This window comes from Stenotrophomonas acidaminiphila (assembly GCF_014109845.1).
Lineage (GTDB): Bacteria > Pseudomonadota > Gammaproteobacteria > Xanthomonadales > Xanthomonadaceae > Stenotrophomonas > Stenotrophomonas acidaminiphila.
Map to the genome: position 1 here is coordinate 671393 of NZ_CP043567.1, position 17542 is coordinate 688934.

Here is a 17542-nt window from a genome sequence, read left to right on the forward strand (position 1 = left end):
CACCTGGACGGTTAAATTATCGTGAACGCATCCAGCCCCTCCGGTCATGCATGCGTCGCCGCGGCACCGCCGCGGGCGAGCCCGCTCATGGAAGAGCGCCGGTCCGACTGGGTTCCACCGTCCACCCGCCATGAGCCAGGAATCCATCCGATGAAACGCCAGCTGCTGAGCGCCGCGATCTGCGCCGCCATCACCGCCTACTCACCGCTGTCCTTCGCCCAGTCCGACGACAGCGGCGGCAAGAAGGGCGTCGAGACCCTCGACCGCATCACCGTCACCGGCTCGCTGATCCCGCAGGTACAGGTCGAGACGGCCACGCCGATCACTTCGATCAGCGCGCAGGACATCCAGAAGCAGGGCTTCAAGGACGTCTACGAGGTACTGCGCTCGCAGCCGCTGGCCACCGGCGCGGTGCAGGACAGCCAGTTCTCCGGCGGCTTCACCCCCGGGGCCAAGCCGATCAGCCTGCTGGGGCTGGATCCGGGTTTCACCCTGGTCCTGATCGACGGCCGCCCCATGGCCGACTACCCGCTGCTGTACAACGGCCAGAGCAATTTCGTCGACCTGGCCAGCATCCCCACCTCGATGGTCGAGCGCATCGACATCGCGCCCGGCAACCAGTCGTCGATCTACGGCTCCAGTGCCATCGCCGGCGTGGTCAACATCATCCTGAAGAAGCGGCTGGACGGCACCCAGATGAGCTTCCGCATGGGCAGCTACGACGGCGGCGGCGGCGGCAACCAGCGCTTCCAGCTGACCAGCGGCCACAGCTGGGACAAGCTGGACCTGACCGCCGGCCTGCAGCTGAGCAACCAGGACCCGATCTACGGCTTCAACCGCAAGGATTTCGACTCCACCAACGACAACCCCAATGCGGCCGCGCGCTACGGCAGCCGCACCTTCGTCCACAGCGCCAGCAACGGTGCCTACATCGACCCGGGCGCCGCCGCCTGCGCGCCGCTGTCCGGCCTGTTCGGCGGCACCACCATCTACGACACCCGTCCCGGTCGCGGCAATTACTGCGGCAGCCGCTACGAGCCGGGCTATTCGACCATCCTCAACAAGGAGCGCAGCGCATCGGGCTACGCCAACCTGAACTATGCGCTCAACGACAGCACCGACCTCTACGCCACCGTGCTGCTCAACCGCACCAAGAACGAGAGCAACTCCGGTTCGCGCTTCTGGCAGCCATCGATCGATACCAGCGGCTACATCTTCAACAACCTCACCGGCGACCTGGAGAGCTACCAGCGCATCTTCTCGCCGGAGGAAACCGGCGACCGCGACTTCAACAACGAGCGCCAGACCGCCGACTCCTACAACGTCGCGCTGGGCATCAAGGGCACCGTGGGCCAGTCCAACTGGGACTACAACGCCTACTACGCGCGTTCGGAGTACCACATCGACAGCCGCCAGTGGTGGCCGCTGAAGGACAAGATGGAGGACTTCTTCCGCGAGCACTTCCTGGGGCCGCAGCTGGGCGACTATTACGGCTACCCGATCTACGAGCCCAACGACGCCGGCTTCTACACGCCGCTGACGCCCGAGCAGTACCGCAGCTTCCAGGGCGAGATCCGCACCAAGTCCAAGACCTGGACCCAGAACGTCAACCTGCAGTTCACCAACACCTCGCTGTTCTCGCTGCCGGCCGGCGACGTCGGCTTCGCCGGCGTGCTGCAGGCCGGCCAGCAATCCTGGAGCAACCCCACCGACCCACGCGTGGTCACCGACCAGTTCTGGGGCCTGAGCGGCACCCAGGGCGCCGGCAAGCGCGACAACTGGGCCGCGGCGGTGGAACTGCGCGTGCCGGTCTTCAGCCGGCTCACCGCCAGCCTGTCCGGGCGCTACGACGATTACAAGAACAAGGGCGGCGGCAGCGATTCGCGCGCGACGTGGAAGGCGGCGCTGGAGTTCCGGCCGCTGGATTCGCTGCTGTTCCGCGCCAACTACGCCACTGCGTTCAAGTCGCCGGACATGGCCTACGTGTTCGCCGGCGACAGTGGCTTCTACACCTTCGTGCCCGACTACTACCGTTGCGCCACCGAAGAACCCGGCGTCCCGATCAGCCAGTGCTCCTACAACGACGAACAGGTGCGCGGCTCGCGCGCCGGCAACCCCGACCTGAAGTCGATCACCGCCAAGTCGTGGGGTGGTGGCGTGGTGTGGTCGCCCAATGCGCAGTTCACCGTCAGCGCCGACTACTACCGCATCAAGATCGACAACAAGGTCGCCGATCTCGACCTGGACCTGCTGCTGCGCAACGAGGCGGCCTGCCGCCAGGGCCAGCTGGACGCCAGTTCGCCCACCTGCGTCGATGCCCTGCAGCGCATCGGCCGCGCCGGGGCCAACGCACCGCAGCCGAACCAGATCAACACGGTGGCGGTGAACCCGATCAACGTGGCCAAGGAGGACGTGAGCGGCATCACCGCCAACATGGACTACCGCTGGGCCACCGATGCGTGGGGCAGCTTCATGCTGGGGGCGCGCTACAACGTCACCCTCAAGCACGAGAGCCAGCAGTACCCGGAAGACCCGGTGATCGACCTGCTGCGCGATCCGTACTATTCGTCCGAGTTCAAGAACATCTTCAGCGGTACCGTGGGCTGGCAGATGGGCGACTGGACCACCACCCTGTACGGCATCCGCTACGGGCGCACGCCGAACTTCGCCGCACAGGACAGCACCCAGGGCTATGCCGCCAACAACGCCGGCCGGGTCAAGGCGTGGACCACCTTCAACCTGACCGTCGACTACGCGGTGACCGACGACGTTTCACTGAGCCTGACCGCCAACAACCTGACCGGCGAACGGCCGCCGCGCGACCGTACCTACACCAGCTATCCGTACTACAACATCTTCAACTACAACGGCTACGGCCGCTCCTACATGCTCGAAGTGAACTGGCGCTTCGGGCGCAGCCAGTAGCCCTCGCGGCCAGGGGAAGGAACGGGGGCGGCCACGGCCGCCCCTGTTCTTTTCACCCGTCCGCCTGCAGGCGCTCGCGCAGCGGCGCGAGCCGGTCGGCATAGCGCCGCCATTCCTCGACATTGCGCGCGTGCACCGGCTCGCGCACCTGCACGCTGCTCAGCGTGGCGGTAGCCGCGGCGTTGCGGGTCAGGTCACTGGCGCCATGCTCCGCAGCCAGGCCGCAGCGGCCCAGCACCTGCGCCAGCGCCGCATCGGGATCGCGCACCATCGCTTCGTACTCGATCTCGAGCACCCGCCCGGGCAGTTCCCGGCACCAGGCGCGCATCAGCTGCGCGTGGGCGTGGTGATGCGCGGCCAGCGCATCAAGGTCGTAGCTGTAGCCATAGGAGTCGCCGAACATCGCCCGGTAGTTGGAAAAGCACACCGCCATCGGGTCGCGGCGCACGTACACGATCAGCGCCTGCGGCAGTGCGCGCGCGATGGGCCCGGCCAGCAGGTAGTTGGGCGGCAGCTTGTCGATGAAGCGGCGCTGCCCATCCAGCCGCCAACGCACCTGCCGTAGATAGCCCTGGCCGATGCCGCGGTAATCCAGTGTCGCCAGTGCCTGCAGCAGCGGCGGGTCCAGCAGCGCGCGTCCGGCCTGGTCGGCGGCCCAGCGCAGCTGCTGGGCGAAATCGCCGAGTTCGCCGGCCGACGCCACCTGCGAATGGTTGCCGAGCATGCGCTCCAGCACCGTGGTGCCCGAGCGCGGCATGCCGATGATGAAGATCGGCTGCGCGCCGCCGTCGTCCTCCACGCCATCGGCCGCGGCAAAGACACCGCCGGCCGCCAGCCGCGCCATGGCGGCGTGCTGGGCGCCGTCGGCCTGCGGGTCGTGGCGCAGCCGCCGCCACATCACCGCATTGCCCTGGCGCAGCGCGTTCCAGGCGCCGTCCAGGTCGCCCAGGTCCTCCAGTTCCTTGTACAGCGCGAAGCACAACGCCGCCGCGTCCTCGCCGTCGGCGTTGACCACCTGCAGCTGCCGGCGCAGCGCGTCGACATGGTGGTCGCCTGCGTCCCAGCGGCGCAGGCGCGCGCGCGTCAGCGCGGCGCGGCCATGACCCGGGCGCAGCTGCAGGCAGCGCGCCAGCGCCTGCCCGGCCGCGTCCAGTTCGCCGTTGAACTGCAGCTGCACGCCAAGGAAGTACTGGAAGTCGGCGTTGTCGAAGCCGGCCGCGGCGGCGCGCCGCATCAGTCGCAGCGCATCGGCGTGCAGGCCCAGCGACTGCAGCACGTGGGCCAGCGCCGCCAGGGTGGAGGCATCGTCGCAGCGCGCCACGCACGCCTGCCGCATCAGCGCCGCCACGCCTTCGCTGTCGCCCACGCGCAGCAGCGCCTGCGCCACCCGCAGCAGCAGCACTGGATCGTCATGTTCCTGCACAGCTGCCAGCTGCAGCTGCTGCACCGCTTCGCGCAGGCGCCCCTGGGCCAGTGCCGTGCCGGCCAGCATCACCCGCGCGTACGCGTGCGCGGGCTGCCGTTCCAACACCGCCAGCAGGTGCCGGCGCGCCTCCGGCATGTCGCGCCGGGCCAGTGCGGCCTGCGCGGACTGCCAGGAGGCGGCCACGTCCATGCCTCAGCCGGACAGGTGCTCGATCGCCGCCACGCTGCCCAGGCGGTCGCCCAGGGTACGCAGCAGCGCGAGGCGGTTGCCACGCAGCGCCGGGTCCTCGGCGTTGACCATGACCCCGTCGAAGAACGCGTCGACCTGCGGCCGCAGGCGCGCCAGGCGGCCCAGCACGCTGACGTAGTCCTTCTGCGCCAGCGCCGCGCCGGTGTCGTCGATGGCCGCGGCCACCGCTTCGGCCAGTTCGCTCTCGGCCGGCTCGCGCAGCAGCGCCGGGTCGATCATGCCCGGGATGTCGCCCTCGGCCTTGCGCAGGATGTTGCGGATGCGCTTGTTGGCCGCGGCCAGCGCCTCGGCTTCCGGCAGCTGGGCGAAGATGCCGATGGCGTCGATGCGGCGGTCGAAGTCGTACAGCGAGGCCGGCTTCAGTTCGACCACGGCGTTGAAGTGCGTGGCCGGCACGCCCCTGTCGGCGTAGTAGCCGCGCAGGCGGTCGAGGATGAAGTCGTAGAGCTCACCGGTGTCGGCCTGCACCTCGCGTCCGGCCAGGCCGGCATTGGCGGCGGCCAGCAGCGCCGGCAGGTCCAGGTCGAACCCCGACTCGATGATCGTGCGTGCCAGCCCCAGCGCATTGCGGCGCAGCGCGAACGGGTCCTTGTTGCCGGTCGGCTTGAGCCCCGCGGCGAAGCCGCCGGCCAGGGTGTCCAGGCGCTCGGCGATGGCCAGCACCTTGCCCAGAGGCGAGGCGGCGATGTCATCGGCGGCGAAGCGCGGCTGGTAGGCCTCGTCGATGGCCAGTGCGACCGCGGGCGATTCGCCACCGGCCACGGCGTAGTGGCGGCCGGCGATGCCCTGCAGTTCCGGGAACTCGCCCACCATGCGCGACTGCAGGTCGTTCTTGGCCAGCTCGGCGGCGCGCCTTGCCTGCCCCGGGTCGGCACCCACCTGCCCGGCGATGCGCTGCGCCAGCGCGCTCACGCGCTGCACCTTGTCGGCGACCGTGCCCAGCTTGGCCTGGTAGGTGACGGTCTTCAGTCCGTCGCCCATCGCCGCCAGGCCCTGCTTGAGGTCCTCGTCGAAGAAGAACTTGGCATCGGAGAAACGCGGGCGGATCACCCGCTCATAGCCCTTGGCCACCTCGCCCACGTCCTTCGATTCGATGTTGGCGATGCCGATGAACTTCTCGGTCAGCCTGCCGCCGGCATCCAGCACCGGGAAGAATTTCTGGTTGATCTCCATCGTCTCGATCAGCGCTTCCTGCGGCACCGCCAGGAATTCGCGCTCGAAACTGCACAGCACCGCCGACGGCCATTCGACCAGGTTGACCACCTGCTCCAGGTTGTCGTCGGTGATGCGCGCCACGCCGCCGGCCTGCGCCGCGGCGGCGTTGACCTCGTGCACGATGCGCTCGCGGCGCGCGTCGGCGTCGACCAGCACGTACGCCGCCTTCAGCGATTCGATGTAGTCGGACGGGTGGCTCAGCCACACCTGCTTGTCGGCCATGAAGCGGTGGCCGCGGCTGAAGCGGTCGGACTTCAACCCGAGCAGCTCGGCGTCGACGACCTCGTTGCCGTGCAGCAGCACCAGCCAGTGCACTGGGCGGGCGAAGGCGTACTCGTGCGCGCCCCAGCGCATCGGCTTGGGGATCGGCATCGCGGCGATGGCCTCGCGCACGATCTCCGGCAGCAGCGTGGCGGTCTTCGCGCCCGGCGTCACCGAACGCAGCACGAAGCGCTCGCCCTTGGCATCGGTGGTGCGCTCCAGCGCGGTCCAGTCGATGCCGGCCTTGGCGGCGAAGCCCTGCAGCGCCTTGGTCGGTTCGCCGTTGGCGTCCAGCGCGATGTTCAGGTACGGGCCGAACACTTCCGAGTGCTGCTCGGGCTGCTCGGTTTCCACGCCCGGCAGCAGTACCGCCAGCCGGCGCGGGGTGGACAGCGGCTTGGCGTCGTCGCGCTCGAAGGCGATCCCGCGCCGGGCCAGCCCGTCGACCACGCCGTCGAAGAACGCCTGCGCCAGGCCCGGCAGCGCCTTGACCGGCAGTTCTTCCACACCCAGTTCGATCAGCAGCGGCTGCATGCTCATGCCTGCACCTCCCTGGCCGCCACCGCTTCCAGGCGCTTGGCCTCGTACAACCTGGCCACCGCCTGGGCCAGCGCGCGCACGCGCAGGATGTAGCGCTGGCGCTCGGTCACCGAGATGGCGCGGCGCGCGTCCAGCAGGTTGAACGAATGGCTGGCCTTGCACACCTGCTCATAGGCCGGCAGCGGCAGCCCGGCCTCGACCAGCTTCTGCGCTTCCTGCTCGCAGGCGTCGAAGCGGTGGAACATTTCGGCCACGTCGGCATGCTCGAAGTTGTAGGTGCTCTGCTCCACCTCGTTCTGGTGGTAGACGTCGCCGTAGGTGACCGGGGTGCCATCCGGACCGTAGGTCCACACCAGGTCGTAGACGTTGTCGCAGTTCTGCAGGTACATGCACAGCCGCTCCAGGCCGTAGGTGATCTCGCCCAGCACCGGCTTGCACTCCAGGCCGCCGGCCTGCTGGAAGTAGGTGAACTGGGTGACCTCCATGCCGTTGAGCCACACTTCCCAGCCCAGGCCCCAGGCGCCGAGGGTCGGCGATTCCCAGTTGTCCTCGACGAAGCGCAGGTCGTGCACCAGCGGGTCGATGCCCAGCGCCTTGAGCGAATCCAGGTACAGCTGCTGGATGTTGTCCGGGCTCGGCTTCATCGCCACCTGGTACTGGTAGTAGCGCTGCAGGCGGTTGGGGTTCTCGCCATAGCGGCCGTCGGTGGGGCGGCGGCTGGGCTGCACGTAGGCGGCGTTCCAGCTTTCCGGGCCGATCGAGCGCAGGAACGTGGCCGGGTGGAAGGTGCCGGCGCCCACTTCCAGGTCCAGCGGCTGGATCAGCACGCAGCCCTGCTTCGCCCAGTAGTCGTTGAGGGTCTGGATCAGGCCCTGGAAAGTGATGGGAACGGTGGGAGTCGCGGACATGCTGCCTGGGCCGTACGGATGGGTGCGCTAGTATAGCGAGCGACCGCGCGGCGGCCGCGCCAGCAAGGAGTTTCAGGTGGAACACCCGGCCGCACCGAGCGTCCCGACCCCGCCGTCCCCGGTGGCCATCGCCCCGGGCCGGCTGCAGTTCTCCAACATTGCCGCCGCGGCGCTCGGCGACGGGCTGGTGGCCGCGCACGACCAGGAGCGCATCCGCTTCTCCGCGCAGGGCGCGCGCAACGCCAGCGAGGTGCACCCGCTGGTGCTGCTGGCCAACCTCAAGCTGTCCGCGGCGCCCCCGGCCTCCGGCGAACTCGGGCTGGAGCGGCTGACCGAATGGCTGGCCGCCCGCACCGGGGTCCGCTACCTGCGCATCGACCCGACCCGGGTGGACGTGGCCAACGCCACCGCGGTGGTTTCGCACGCCTATGCCCGGCGCCACCGGATCCTGCCGCTGGCGATGGACGCCGAGCGGGTGCTGGTGGCCACCAGCGAGCCGATGGCGCGCGACTGGATACCCGACCTGCAGCACCTGACCCGGCGCCGGGTCGAGATCGTGCTGGTCAACCCGCTGGACCTGCACCGCTACTCGATGGAGTTCTTCGGCGTCACCCGCTCGGTGCGCAATGCCCGCAGCGACGCGCGCACCGAGGGCGGCAGCCTGCCCAGCTTCGAGCAGCTGGTGGAACTGGGCCGTGCCGGCGACGTCAACGCCGACGACCACCACGTGGTCAGCATCGTCGACTGGCTGCTGCAGTACGCCTACGAGCAGCGCGCCAGCGACATCCACCTGGAGCCGCGCCGCGACATGGGCCGGGTGCGGTTCCGCATCGACGGCGTGCTGCACAAGGTGTTCGAGCTGCCGCCGGCGGTGATGACCGCCGTGATCAGCCGCATCAAGGTGCTCGGGCGCATGGACCTGGCCGAGCGCCGGCGCCCGCAGGACGGCCGCATCAAGACCCGCTCCCCGGGCGGGCGCGAGGTCGAGATGCGCCTGTCGACCATGCCCACCGCGTTCGGCGAGAAGTGCGTGATGCGCATCTTCGACCCGGACGCGGCGTTCAAGAGCATCGAGCAGCTGGGCTTCAGCCCGGAGGAAGCCGCCGGCTGGAACGAGCTGGTCGCGCGCCCGCACGGCATCGTGCTGGTCACCGGCCCCACCGGCTCGGGCAAGACCACCACCCTGTACTCCACGCTCAAGCGGCTGGCCACCCCGGACGTCAACGTGTGCACGGTGGAGGACCCGATCGAGATGATCGCGCCCGAGTTCAACCAGATGCAGGTGCAGACCAACATCGACCTGGACTTCGCCAGCGGCGTGCGCACCCTGCTGCGCCAGGACCCGGACATCATCATGATCGGCGAGATCCGCGACCTGGAGACCGCGCAGATGGCGGTGCAGGCCTCGCTGACCGGCCACCTGGTGCTGTCCACCCTGCACACCAACGACGCCCCCTCGGCCATCACCCGCCTGCTCGACCTGGGCGTACCGCACTACCTGATCGCTTCCACCGTCAACGGCGTGCTGGCGCAGCGCCTGGTGCGCACGCTGTGCCCGCACTGCAAGCGCGCCGACGTGCTCGACGACGAGGACTGGGCGCCGCTGCGTGATGGCAATGAGGCATTACCTGATGCCATCCACGCCTGTGCGCCGGTGGGTTGCCTGGAGTGCCGGCGCACCGGCTACCTGGGCCGGATCGGCCTGTATGAGCTGCTGCCACTGGGCCCGCGGCTGCGTTCGCTGATCCGCGCGGACATGGACCTGGCCGGGTTCAGCCACGCCGCGCGTGCCGACGGACTGCGCACGCTGCGCCGTACCGGGCTTGAAAAGGTGGCGCAGGGGCTGACTACAATCGAGGAAGTCCTGTCGGTCCTGCCCCCAGCGGAATGAAACCCCCGCCGTTCCTCATCATCGAAACCGGGCAACCGTTCCCGAGCCTGCGCCGCTACGGCCGCTTCCCGCACTGGATCCGCGTCGCCGCGGGGCTGGAGCAGGCCGAGACCGTGGTGGTGAATGTCGAGCACGGCGAGCGCCTGCCCGCGCGCCACGGCTTCGCCGCCACCATCGTCACCGGCTCGGCGGCCTTCGTCACCGACCGCGCCGAGTGGAGCGAGCGCAGCGCCGACTGGCTGCGCGAGGCCGCCCACGCCGGCATGCCGCTGCTGGGCATCTGCTACGGCCACCAGCTGCTGGCGCACGCGCTCGGCGGGCAGGTGGACTACAACCCGGCCGGGCGCGAATCGGGCACCATCCGCCTGGAACTGGACCCGGCCGCCGCCGGCGATCCGCTGTTCGGCGGGCTGCCGGCCAGTTTCCCGGCCCAGGCCACCCACCTGCAGACCGTGCTCCGGGCACCGGCGGGCGCCACCGTGCTGGCACGCTCGGCACAGGACGGCTGCCACGCGTTCCGCTGGGGCGACAACGCCTGGGGCCTGCAGTTCCACCCGGAATTCGCCACCCACCACATGCGCGGCTACGTGCGCGCCCGCGCCGACTGCATTGCCCGCCACGGCGGCTGCGCGCGCACCGTGTCGCGCCAGGTCAGCGCCGCGCCGCAGGCGCGCCAGCTGCTGCGCCGTTTCGTGCGCCACGCCCGCACGCTGTAACCGCGCCGGCGCCCGGCGCCGCGCGCTGCCGGCAGCGCACCCGGCGGCGGAATACAGGTTCCCGTGGCGCGACTCGCCCGTCAGCCGGGTTCGGGCGATAATCCGCCCACACCGGCGTGGTGCCGGCGCTCCCCCTTCTCGGAACTGCAATGGGCGATATTCGCAAGGTGCCGGCCTCCGCCGGCGCGGAATGGCTGCTGGCCGGCTTCGGCCTGCTCAGGCGCGCGCCGCTGGCGCTGGGCTCGCTGGGCATCCTCTGGGGCGTGGGCGCCTCGCTGGTGCTGTCGCTGTCCCTGCTGGTGCCGGCACTGGGCACCCTGGTGCAGTTCCTGCTGCTGCTGGCCGGGCCGCTGTTCATGGGCGGCCTGTTGTGGGCCGTGCGCGAAGTGGACCAGAACCGCCCGGCGCGTCCGGCGCACCTGCTCGAGGGCGTGCGCGAAGGCCGCGCCCCGCACCTGCTGGTGGCGCTGCTGCCGCAGCTGGTGGCGGCGCTGCTGCTGGGCACGCTGCTGCTGGTACTGGTGGGCAGCGACGGCCTGCAGCGGCTGTCGGACGTGATGCTGCGGATCAACGAGCTGAGCCAGTCCGGCGCGCAGCCGGACCCGGCGCAGATCGAGGCGCTGGTGGCGACGTTGCCGGCCGGTCGCATCCTGCTGTGGCTGCTGCTGATGCTGGCCACCTTCGCCGCGCTGACCCTGGCGCTGTTCGTGATGCCGCCGCAGGTGATGTTCCAGCGCACCGGTGGCTGGCACGCGCTGCGCCGCAGCCTGCGTTCGAGCCTGCACAACCTGCCGGCGATGCTGGTGTTCTTCGTGCTGGCCTTCATCGCCATCTTCGCGATCTATTTCGCGGTGATGATCCTGGCGGTCATCGTCGGCCTGGTCGCCGGCCAGACCGCGGCCATGGCGGTGGCGCAGCTGCTGCTGATGGCCGTGCTGATGCCGGTGTTCGCCGGCGCGGTGTACGCGGCCTGGAAGCAGATGCTGGGCCCGACCGCGGCCGCGGCGGCATCATCGCCGGACATGCACGTCATCGAAGCCTGAGCCGCGCCGCGGCGGCGGTGCGGCATCCCCGCCGGGCGGCACGCAGGCGGCTGCGGCGCCCCGATCGGGCGGGTGCCGTGCTTACGGCTCGGAGGCCGGCTGCCTGCGCGGCTGCAGCCAGCGCGAGGCGTGGATGCCCAGTTCGTAGAGCACGCACATCGGGATCGCCAGCATCAGCTGCGAGACCACGTCCGGCGGGGTCAGCACCGCGGCCAGCACGAAGATGCCGACAATGGCGTAGCCGCGCCCCTCGCGCAGCTGCTGCGGCGTGACCCAGCCCAGCAGCACCAGGATCACCATCGCCACCGGCAGCTCGAAGCTGGCGCCGAAGGCGAAGAAGATCGCCAGCACGAAATCCAGGTAGGCGTTGGCGTCCGGGGTGATGGCGATCACTTCCGGGCGGAAGGTGGTCAGGAAATGGAACACCGCCGGCAGCACCAGGAAATAGGCGAACGCGCAGCCGATGTAGAACAGCGCCACCGCCGAGGCGAGCAGCGGTACGGCCAGGCGCTTCTCGCGCGCGTACAACCCCGGCGCCACGAATGCCCAGGCCTGGTACAGCAGCCAGGGCACGGCGATGAACACGGCGGTGAAGAACGTCAGCTTGAGCGGCGCGAAGAACGCGCCGGCCGGATTGGTGGCGATCATCGACTGCCCGGCGGGCAGCTGCGATATCAGCGGCGTCGCCAGGTGGTTGTAGAGCGTGCGCGCGAACGGCAGCAGCGCCAGCAGCACCACGCCCAGCCCCAGCAGGCCGCGCACCAGGCGTGCGCGCAGCTCGACCAGGTGCTCGATCAACGGGCTTTCGTTGAAGTCCTCGCTCATGGCGCGCGCTCCGTGGGGGCCGGCGACGCCGCCGCTTCGGTCATCTCCGGCGCAGGGGCCTGCGCGGGGGCCGCTTCGGGCGCCGGCAGCGCCTGCGCCGTGCGCTCATCGCCTGCATCGGCAGCGGGCGGTGCGGGGGCGGCAACGGCATCGACCTCGCTGCGCAGCGCATCCACGTCGCCGCGCAGCTGGGTGGCGCCTTCCTGCAGGTCGCGTTCGGCCTGCTGCACCGACTGCCGCACGCTGCGCAGGTTGCGCTGCAGCTCTTCGGCCTGCAGTTCGCGCTCGAGCTCCTGCTTGACCGAATCCCATTGGTTGCGCGCACGGCGCACCCACAGCCCGGCAAAGCGCGCTGCCTTGGGCAGCCGTTCGGGGCCCAGTACCACCAGCGCCACCACCCCGATCAGCAGCAGTTCGCTGAAGCCGATATCGAACACGCGTGGAACCTTCGGTTCAGCGCGTCTCGCGGTCGCGCTCGGCCTGCGTGTCGCGGCTGGATTCGCGTTCGCGCGATTCGTCGTTCAGGCGCGCCGGCGGCGTGTCGTCCTCGCGCATGCCCTTCTTGAATTCCTTGACCGCGCTGCCCAGATCCTTGGCGCCGCTCGTCAGCCGCTTGGTGCCGAACACCAGCACGACGATGACCAGCACGATCAACCAATGCCAGATGCTGAAACTGCCCATGATCCGCTCGCGTTATTCGGTGTGGAGGTCAGTGAGCATAACGCACCCGGCCCCGCCGGACGCCCCTGCCGAAGGTCAGTTGCCGCCGTCCAGCGACTCGGTGCGGATTTCGCCTTCGGACACCGGCTGGAACCCCTGCTGCGGCGCAGGCTCGGCGGTGGCCGGCTGCAGCGGCTGGGTGGTCGCCTCGGCGCCCTGCTGCGGCGTGCCGGCGGACACGGTGACCGCCTGCGCGCGCGGCGCGGACGCGGCCACCGGCGCGGTGCCGCCCTGGGTACCGCGCTTCTCGCGCGCTGCGTAGGTGGATTCCTCGAGGCGGTCGCGGAACGCGACCACGTCGCTGGAGGGTGCCGCATTCAGGCGGCCCTCGAGGATCATCCGCGGGGTGGTGCCCTGGCCGTACGCGTCGAGGTTGGCGGCATCGTCGATGGACAGCACCGCGCCGTCCAGCGCCACCCCGGCGAACAGGCCGCGGGCGCGCGACCACGACCAGATCTCGGCCTTGAGCTGGCCGTCGGTGGCGGCAGCGGCGCTGCGGCCGACCGGGCCGGCGGCCACGCCGGCGTCGGCGCCCAGGGTGAACTTGCCGTTGACGATGTTGTCCAGGCTGCGGTTGTTGCGGAACACCAGGATCACGTCGGAGGACTGCACGCCGGCCTGGAAGCCGATGCTGCCGCCGGTGAGCTTGACGAACACCGGGTTGGACCAGCTGCCGTCGGGCATCTTCACCGACATCAGGCCATGGCCGCGGCGGCCGCCGAGCACCAGGCCGGCCTTGATCGTATCGGGGATGACGATGATCGCGCGGCCCTCGTCGAGCAGCTTGTCGGGAATGGCCTGCTCGGGAATCTCCTGGATCTCGCCGAGCACGCGCACGGCGTTGCGGGCGCGCTGGTCCTCCTGCGGCCCGGCCAGGGCGGTGGCGGACAACAGGCTCGCGGACAGCAGCAGGGCGATGTACGGCAGGCGGCGCATGGCGGACTCCACAGGTCGATGCACGGAAAGATACGGCAAGCACTGGAGATTGGAAGCGACGCCATGAATAGGGAGTGAGCGGCGCCGGCCCGTACCCGCGCGCGTCAGCCGGCGTGGCCGCGACCCGGGCCCGTTCGCGGCTGCCGGCCACTGCAAACCGGTCACTGCCTTCTGCCACAATGCGCGCATGTCCGACGCACCCACTACCGCACTGCTCGCGGTCAACCTAGGCACGCCCGAGACACCCACCGCCCCGGCGGTACGTCGCTACCTGGCCGAGTTCCTCGGCGACCCGCGCGTGGTCTCGATTCCCCCCCTGCTGTGGAAGCCGCTGCTGTACGGCCTGATCCTGCCGCTGCGCGGCGGCCGCTCCGCGCACAAGTACGCGCAGGTGTGGATGCCGGAGGGCTCGCCGCTGGCGGTACATACCCGCCGCCTGGTGGCCAACATCGCCCGCGAACTGCCGCACTGGCAGGTACGCGAGGCCATGCGCTATGGCCAGCCGGCACTGCAGCCGGCACTGGACGCGCTGGCCGCGGCCGGTGCCAGGCGCATCGTGGTGCTGCCGCTGTACCCGCAGTACTCGACCACCACCACCGCTTCGGTCGAGGACAAGGTGCAGCAGTGGCAGGCCCGCCATCGCGACGTGCAGGTGCACACCATCCGCGACTACGCCGACGACCCGCAGTGGGTGGCGGCGGTGGCCGGCTCGATCCGCGACTACTGGCAGGCGCACGGCCGTGGCGACCGGCTGGTGTTCTCCTTCCATGGCATCCCGCAGCGGCTGGCGGACGCTGGCGATCCGTATCCGCAGCGCTGCGAGGCCAGCGCGCGCGCGATCGCCGCGGCGCTGGAACTGGGCGACGGCGACTGGCAGCTGGCCTACCAGTCGCGCTTCGGCCGCGAGCGCTGGCTGCAGCCCTATGCCGAGCCCACGCTGTGGGCACTGGCCGAAGGCGGCGTACGGACGCTGGACGTGGTCTGCCCGGGCTTCGCCACCGACTGCCTGGAAACGCTGGAGGAAGTGGCGATGGGCTTCACCGCCACCGTCGCCGAGCGCGGTGCCACCATGCGCTACATCCCCTGCCTGAACGACAGCCCTGCCCATGCCCGCGCACTGGCTGCGCTGGCCACCGCGCAGGACGCATGACCACGCCGTTCGAACTGGATGCCGGCGGCCTGCGCGTGGCCGGGCTCCGCGCCGGCCGCCGTGGCGGCATGCCGGTGCTGGCGCTGCACGGCTGGCTCGACAACGCCGCCAGCTTCGTCCCGCTGGCGGCGCGGCTGCCGGAGCTGGACTGGGCGCTGGTGGACCTGCCCGGGCACGGCCTGAGCGACCCCCTGCCTGCCGACGCGGCCTACACCACGCCGCAGGCGATCGTGCAGGTACTGGCGATCATGGACGCGCTGGGCTGGGAGCGCTGCGTGCTGCTGGGCCACTCGATGGGTGCGGCGATCACCAGCCTGGTGGCGGCGGTGGCGCCGCAGCGGGCGCAGGCGCTGGTCGCCATCGAGGCGCTCGGCGGCCTTGCCGCACCCGCCTCGCAGACGGTCGAACGCCTGCGCGCGCACGTGGCGGCGCTGGCCGCGTTCAGCGACAAACAGCTGCGCGTGTTCGCCGATATCGCCGCGCCGGTGCGCGCGCGGATGCTGGCCAACCAGCTGGACGAGCCGTCGGCGCGGCTGCTGGTCGAGCGTGGCGTGCGTCCGGTCGCCGGCGGCTGGAGCTGGCGCAGCGATCCGCGGCTGATGCTGCCCACCGCGGTACGCATGACCGAGGACCAGGTGCGCGACGTGCTGGCCGCCATCCAATGCCCGGCGCAGGTGATCTACGCCACGCCGGCGCAGCCCTACTTTCCCGAGCCCGGGCGCAGCCAGCGCGCGGCCTTGCTGGCGCATGGCCGCCTGCACACGCTGCCCGGCCACCACCACCTGCACATGGACCAGCCCGAAGCGGTGGCGGCGGTGGTCCGCGATTTCCTCGGTACGGTTCCGCGCCATTGATGCCGGGGCAGGTACCCGCACGCGCGCCGGCGCAACCGCGGGGGCGCGGGGCGGGCGGCCCGGATCGCGCCCGGTACCACCGGTGCGTCAGGCGCCGCGCAGCAGCTGCCGCAGCGTCGCCTTGAGCCGGCGGCCTTCCTCGCGCAGGTAGTAGCGTTCGTGCCGCCACTGCGGGAAGCGCGCCTCCACCTCGGCCCAGAAGGCCGGCGAATGGTTGGCCTGCAGCAGGTGGCACAACTCGTGGACCAGCACGTACTCGAACGCCGCCGGCCGTGCCAAGGCCAGCGCCAGGTCCAGCGCCAGCGAACCGTCCGGCGCCAGCGAACCCCACTGCGAGGACATCACTTTCAACCGCATCCGCGCGGGCGCGCGTGGCAGCCCCGGCAGGTAAGCGGGCAGCCAGCGGCCGACGTCGGCGCGCATCCGCGCTTCGTAGAACTCGCGCAGCACCCGGCGCAGCGAGGCATCGCCGGCCCGCGCCGGCAGCTGGATGCAGGCGCCTTCGGCATCCACCTCGATCCGGGTGAAGCGGCCTTCCTGCCAGCGCACCGGCAGCAACGCCCCGCGCAGCGGCAGCACGCCGGGTTCGCGCAATGCCAGCGGCGGCGCCAGCAGGCCCTCGCCATCGAACCGCGCCAGCTGCTGCTGCAGCCATTGCCGGTTGGCCTGCAGGAAGCGCTCGCCGGATGCCAGGCTGGCGCGCAGCGGCAGCGTCAGCCGCGCGCCGCGCTCATCGACGCTGAGCTTGAGCCGGCGCGCACGCGGGTCGCGCACGCGCAGCACGTCGATCTCGGCATCGTCCAGGCGCAGCCGCACGGTGTCGCGCTGGATAACGGGCGCGGCGGGTGCGGTCAGGCGGCGGAACAGGTTGGCCATGTGTCCAGCATAGTCCCTGCCCGCGCGCCGGGCGGGTCGATGGATCGCCCGTTCAGCTGTCGGCCTTGCTCAGCTTGAACGCCTGCTCCAGCAGCAGGAACAGGCGCCGGATCTCGCCGCTCTGCAATGCGAACCGGGCGTCGAGCTCGGCGCGGCGGCCTTCCTCGTCGATGTGTTCGAGCTGGTCCAGGGCGCCGTCGAGGAACTTGAGCTTGCGCACGATCAGGTCGTCGCCGAGCACGAAGGACAGGTTGTCCTCGAACACCAGCGCCAGCTTGGTCACCTGCTTGCCGGCGTCCAGGTGCTTGTCGATCTCGTCGCAGCGCAGTTCCTGGTGCTGGCACTTGACCACCGCGCCACCTTCCGCCGGGTCCTTCATCTCGCACTCTTCGCCCAGGCTCAGGCCTTCGGGCAGCGGCTCGCCGGCGATCCACGCGGTCAGGATCGCGCGCGGCGCGACCTCGGCGTTCAACGGCATCGCCGGGAAGCTGCCGAGCATGCCGCGGATGTCGCTCATCACGTTCTCGCCGGTCTTGCGGCTGGAGCTGTCCACCGCGACGTAGCCGTGCTGCAGGTCGAGGAAGGCGTCGGTGCGCGAGCTCTTGACGAAGGCGCGTGGCAGCAGTTCATGCAGCAGGTCGTCCTTGAGCCGCTTGCGCTCGCGGCCGCCGGGCTTGCGCCCTTCCTTTTCCTCGATTTCCTCCAGCCGGCGCGCCAGCAGGTCGTTGACCACCGCGCCGGGCAGGATCTTCTCCTCGCCGCCGACGGTGAGCCACAGCGCATCGCCGATGCGGTGCGAGAACTGCGCCTTCTCCTCGCGCCCGAAGGGCGAGATGAAGCCGCGCGAACTCATTTCCAGCGCGCCGACCGGCTTGAGCACGACGTGCGGCAGCAGGGTATCGACTTCGGAGAAATCGACCGAGGTGGGGAAGCGGAACAGGGTGAGGTTCTTGAAAAACATGGAGGTCCTGGGGAATACGTGATCGGCGGGAACATGCCTCCCGCCT

Annotated in this window: 15 protein-coding genes; 6 read left to right on the forward strand and 9 right to left on the reverse strand. The window is 70.4% G+C overall.

Annotated elements, in window-relative coordinates:
* Positions 1-150 precede the first annotated feature (150 nt).
* Complete coding sequence (locus tag F0P95_RS03175) at positions 151-2925, forward strand: TonB-dependent receptor (RefSeq protein ID WP_182335666.1); 2775 nt, start codon at positions 151-153, stop codon at positions 2923-2925.
* A 52-nt stretch (positions 2926-2977) separates the two neighbouring features.
* On the opposite strand, the gene F0P95_RS03180 is transcribed toward F0P95_RS03175, so the two are convergent.
* The 3 genes from F0P95_RS03180 to glyQ are packed head-to-tail and all read right to left on the reverse strand — an operon-like array spanning position 2978 to position 7524.
* A complete protein-coding gene (locus F0P95_RS03180; RefSeq protein ID WP_182335667.1) occupies positions 2978-4540 on the reverse strand; it encodes a tetratricopeptide repeat-containing sulfotransferase family protein in 1563 nt (520 codons plus the stop codon).
* A 3-nt stretch (positions 4541-4543) separates the two neighbouring features.
* The gene (gene glyS / locus F0P95_RS03185) at positions 4544-6616 is read right to left on the reverse strand and encodes a glycine--tRNA ligase subunit beta (protein WP_182335668.1); all 2073 of its coding nucleotides are present in this window, start codon (positions 6614-6616) and stop codon (positions 4544-4546) included.
* On the reverse strand, positions 6613-7524 hold the full coding sequence (glyQ, locus tag F0P95_RS03190; protein ID WP_182335669.1) for a glycine--tRNA ligase subunit alpha: 912 nt from the start codon (positions 7522-7524) through the stop codon (positions 6613-6615). The genes glyS and glyQ overlap by 4 nt, the downstream gene beginning before the upstream one ends.
* Before the next feature lie 121 nt (positions 7525-7645).
* Between glyQ and F0P95_RS03195 the strand changes: the two genes are divergently transcribed.
* The 3 genes from F0P95_RS03195 to F0P95_RS03205 all read left to right on the forward strand — a co-directional run bounded on the left by F0P95_RS03195 (position 7646) and on the right by F0P95_RS03205 (position 11174).
* Positions 7646-9415 (forward strand): GspE/PulE family protein, encoded by a 1770-nt coding sequence (locus F0P95_RS03195; RefSeq protein WP_182336730.1) that lies wholly within the window; start codon positions 7646-7648, stop codon positions 9413-9415.
* Positions 9412-10131 (forward strand): glutamine amidotransferase, encoded by a 720-nt coding sequence (locus F0P95_RS03200; RefSeq protein WP_054668440.1) that lies wholly within the window; start codon positions 9412-9414, stop codon positions 10129-10131. Before F0P95_RS03195 ends, F0P95_RS03200 begins: the two co-directional genes overlap by 4 nt.
* Before the next feature lie 149 nt (positions 10132-10280).
* Positions 10281-11174 (forward strand): BPSS1780 family membrane protein, encoded by an 894-nt coding sequence (locus F0P95_RS03205; RefSeq protein ID WP_182335670.1) that lies wholly within the window; start codon positions 10281-10283, stop codon positions 11172-11174.
* Between the two features lie 81 nt (positions 11175-11255).
* Here the strand turns inward: F0P95_RS03205 and tatC are convergent, their stop codons facing one another.
* The 4 genes from tatC to F0P95_RS03225 all read right to left on the reverse strand — a co-directional run bounded on the left by tatC (position 11256) and on the right by F0P95_RS03225 (position 13655).
* On the reverse strand, positions 11256-11999 hold the full coding sequence (gene tatC, locus F0P95_RS03210; protein WP_182335671.1) for a twin-arginine translocase subunit TatC: 744 nt from the start codon (positions 11997-11999) through the stop codon (positions 11256-11258).
* A complete protein-coding gene (tatB, locus tag F0P95_RS03215; protein ID WP_182335672.1) occupies positions 11996-12436 on the reverse strand; it encodes a Sec-independent protein translocase protein TatB in 441 nt (146 codons plus the stop codon). The genes tatC and tatB overlap by 4 nt, the downstream gene beginning before the upstream one ends.
* Positions 12437-12452: 16 nt before the next feature.
* On the reverse strand, positions 12453-12680 hold the full coding sequence (tatA, locus tag F0P95_RS03220) for a Sec-independent protein translocase subunit TatA (protein ID WP_182335673.1): 228 nt from the start codon (positions 12678-12680) through the stop codon (positions 12453-12455).
* Between the two features lie 75 nt (positions 12681-12755).
* A complete protein-coding gene (locus F0P95_RS03225) occupies positions 12756-13655 on the reverse strand; it encodes a lipid-binding SYLF domain-containing protein (RefSeq protein ID WP_182335674.1) in 900 nt (299 codons plus the stop codon).
* A gap of 187 nt (positions 13656-13842) precedes the next feature.
* Between F0P95_RS03225 and hemH the strand changes: the two genes are divergently transcribed.
* Both hemH and F0P95_RS03235 read left to right on the forward strand, forming a co-directional pair.
* The gene (gene hemH, locus F0P95_RS03230) at positions 13843-14805 is read left to right on the forward strand and encodes a ferrochelatase (RefSeq protein ID WP_054668446.1); all 963 of its coding nucleotides are present in this window, start codon (positions 13843-13845) and stop codon (positions 14803-14805) included.
* A complete protein-coding gene (locus tag F0P95_RS03235; protein ID WP_182335675.1) occupies positions 14802-15659 on the forward strand; it encodes an alpha/beta fold hydrolase in 858 nt (285 codons plus the stop codon). The genes hemH and F0P95_RS03235 overlap by 4 nt, the downstream gene beginning before the upstream one ends.
* Positions 15660-15746: 87 nt before the next feature.
* On the opposite strand, the gene F0P95_RS03240 is transcribed toward F0P95_RS03235, so the two are convergent.
* Together F0P95_RS03240 and F0P95_RS03245 are read right to left on the reverse strand one after the other, a co-directional pair.
* A complete protein-coding gene (locus F0P95_RS03240) occupies positions 15747-16535 on the reverse strand; it encodes a M48 family metallopeptidase (RefSeq protein WP_182335676.1) in 789 nt (262 codons plus the stop codon).
* Positions 16536-16587: 52 nt separating this feature from the next.
* Positions 16588-17496, reverse strand: coding sequence for a recombination-associated protein RdgC (locus F0P95_RS03245; RefSeq protein WP_056932225.1), 909 nt, complete (start codon positions 17494-17496; stop codon positions 16588-16590).
* Between the last annotated feature and the right edge of the window lie 46 nt (positions 17497-17542).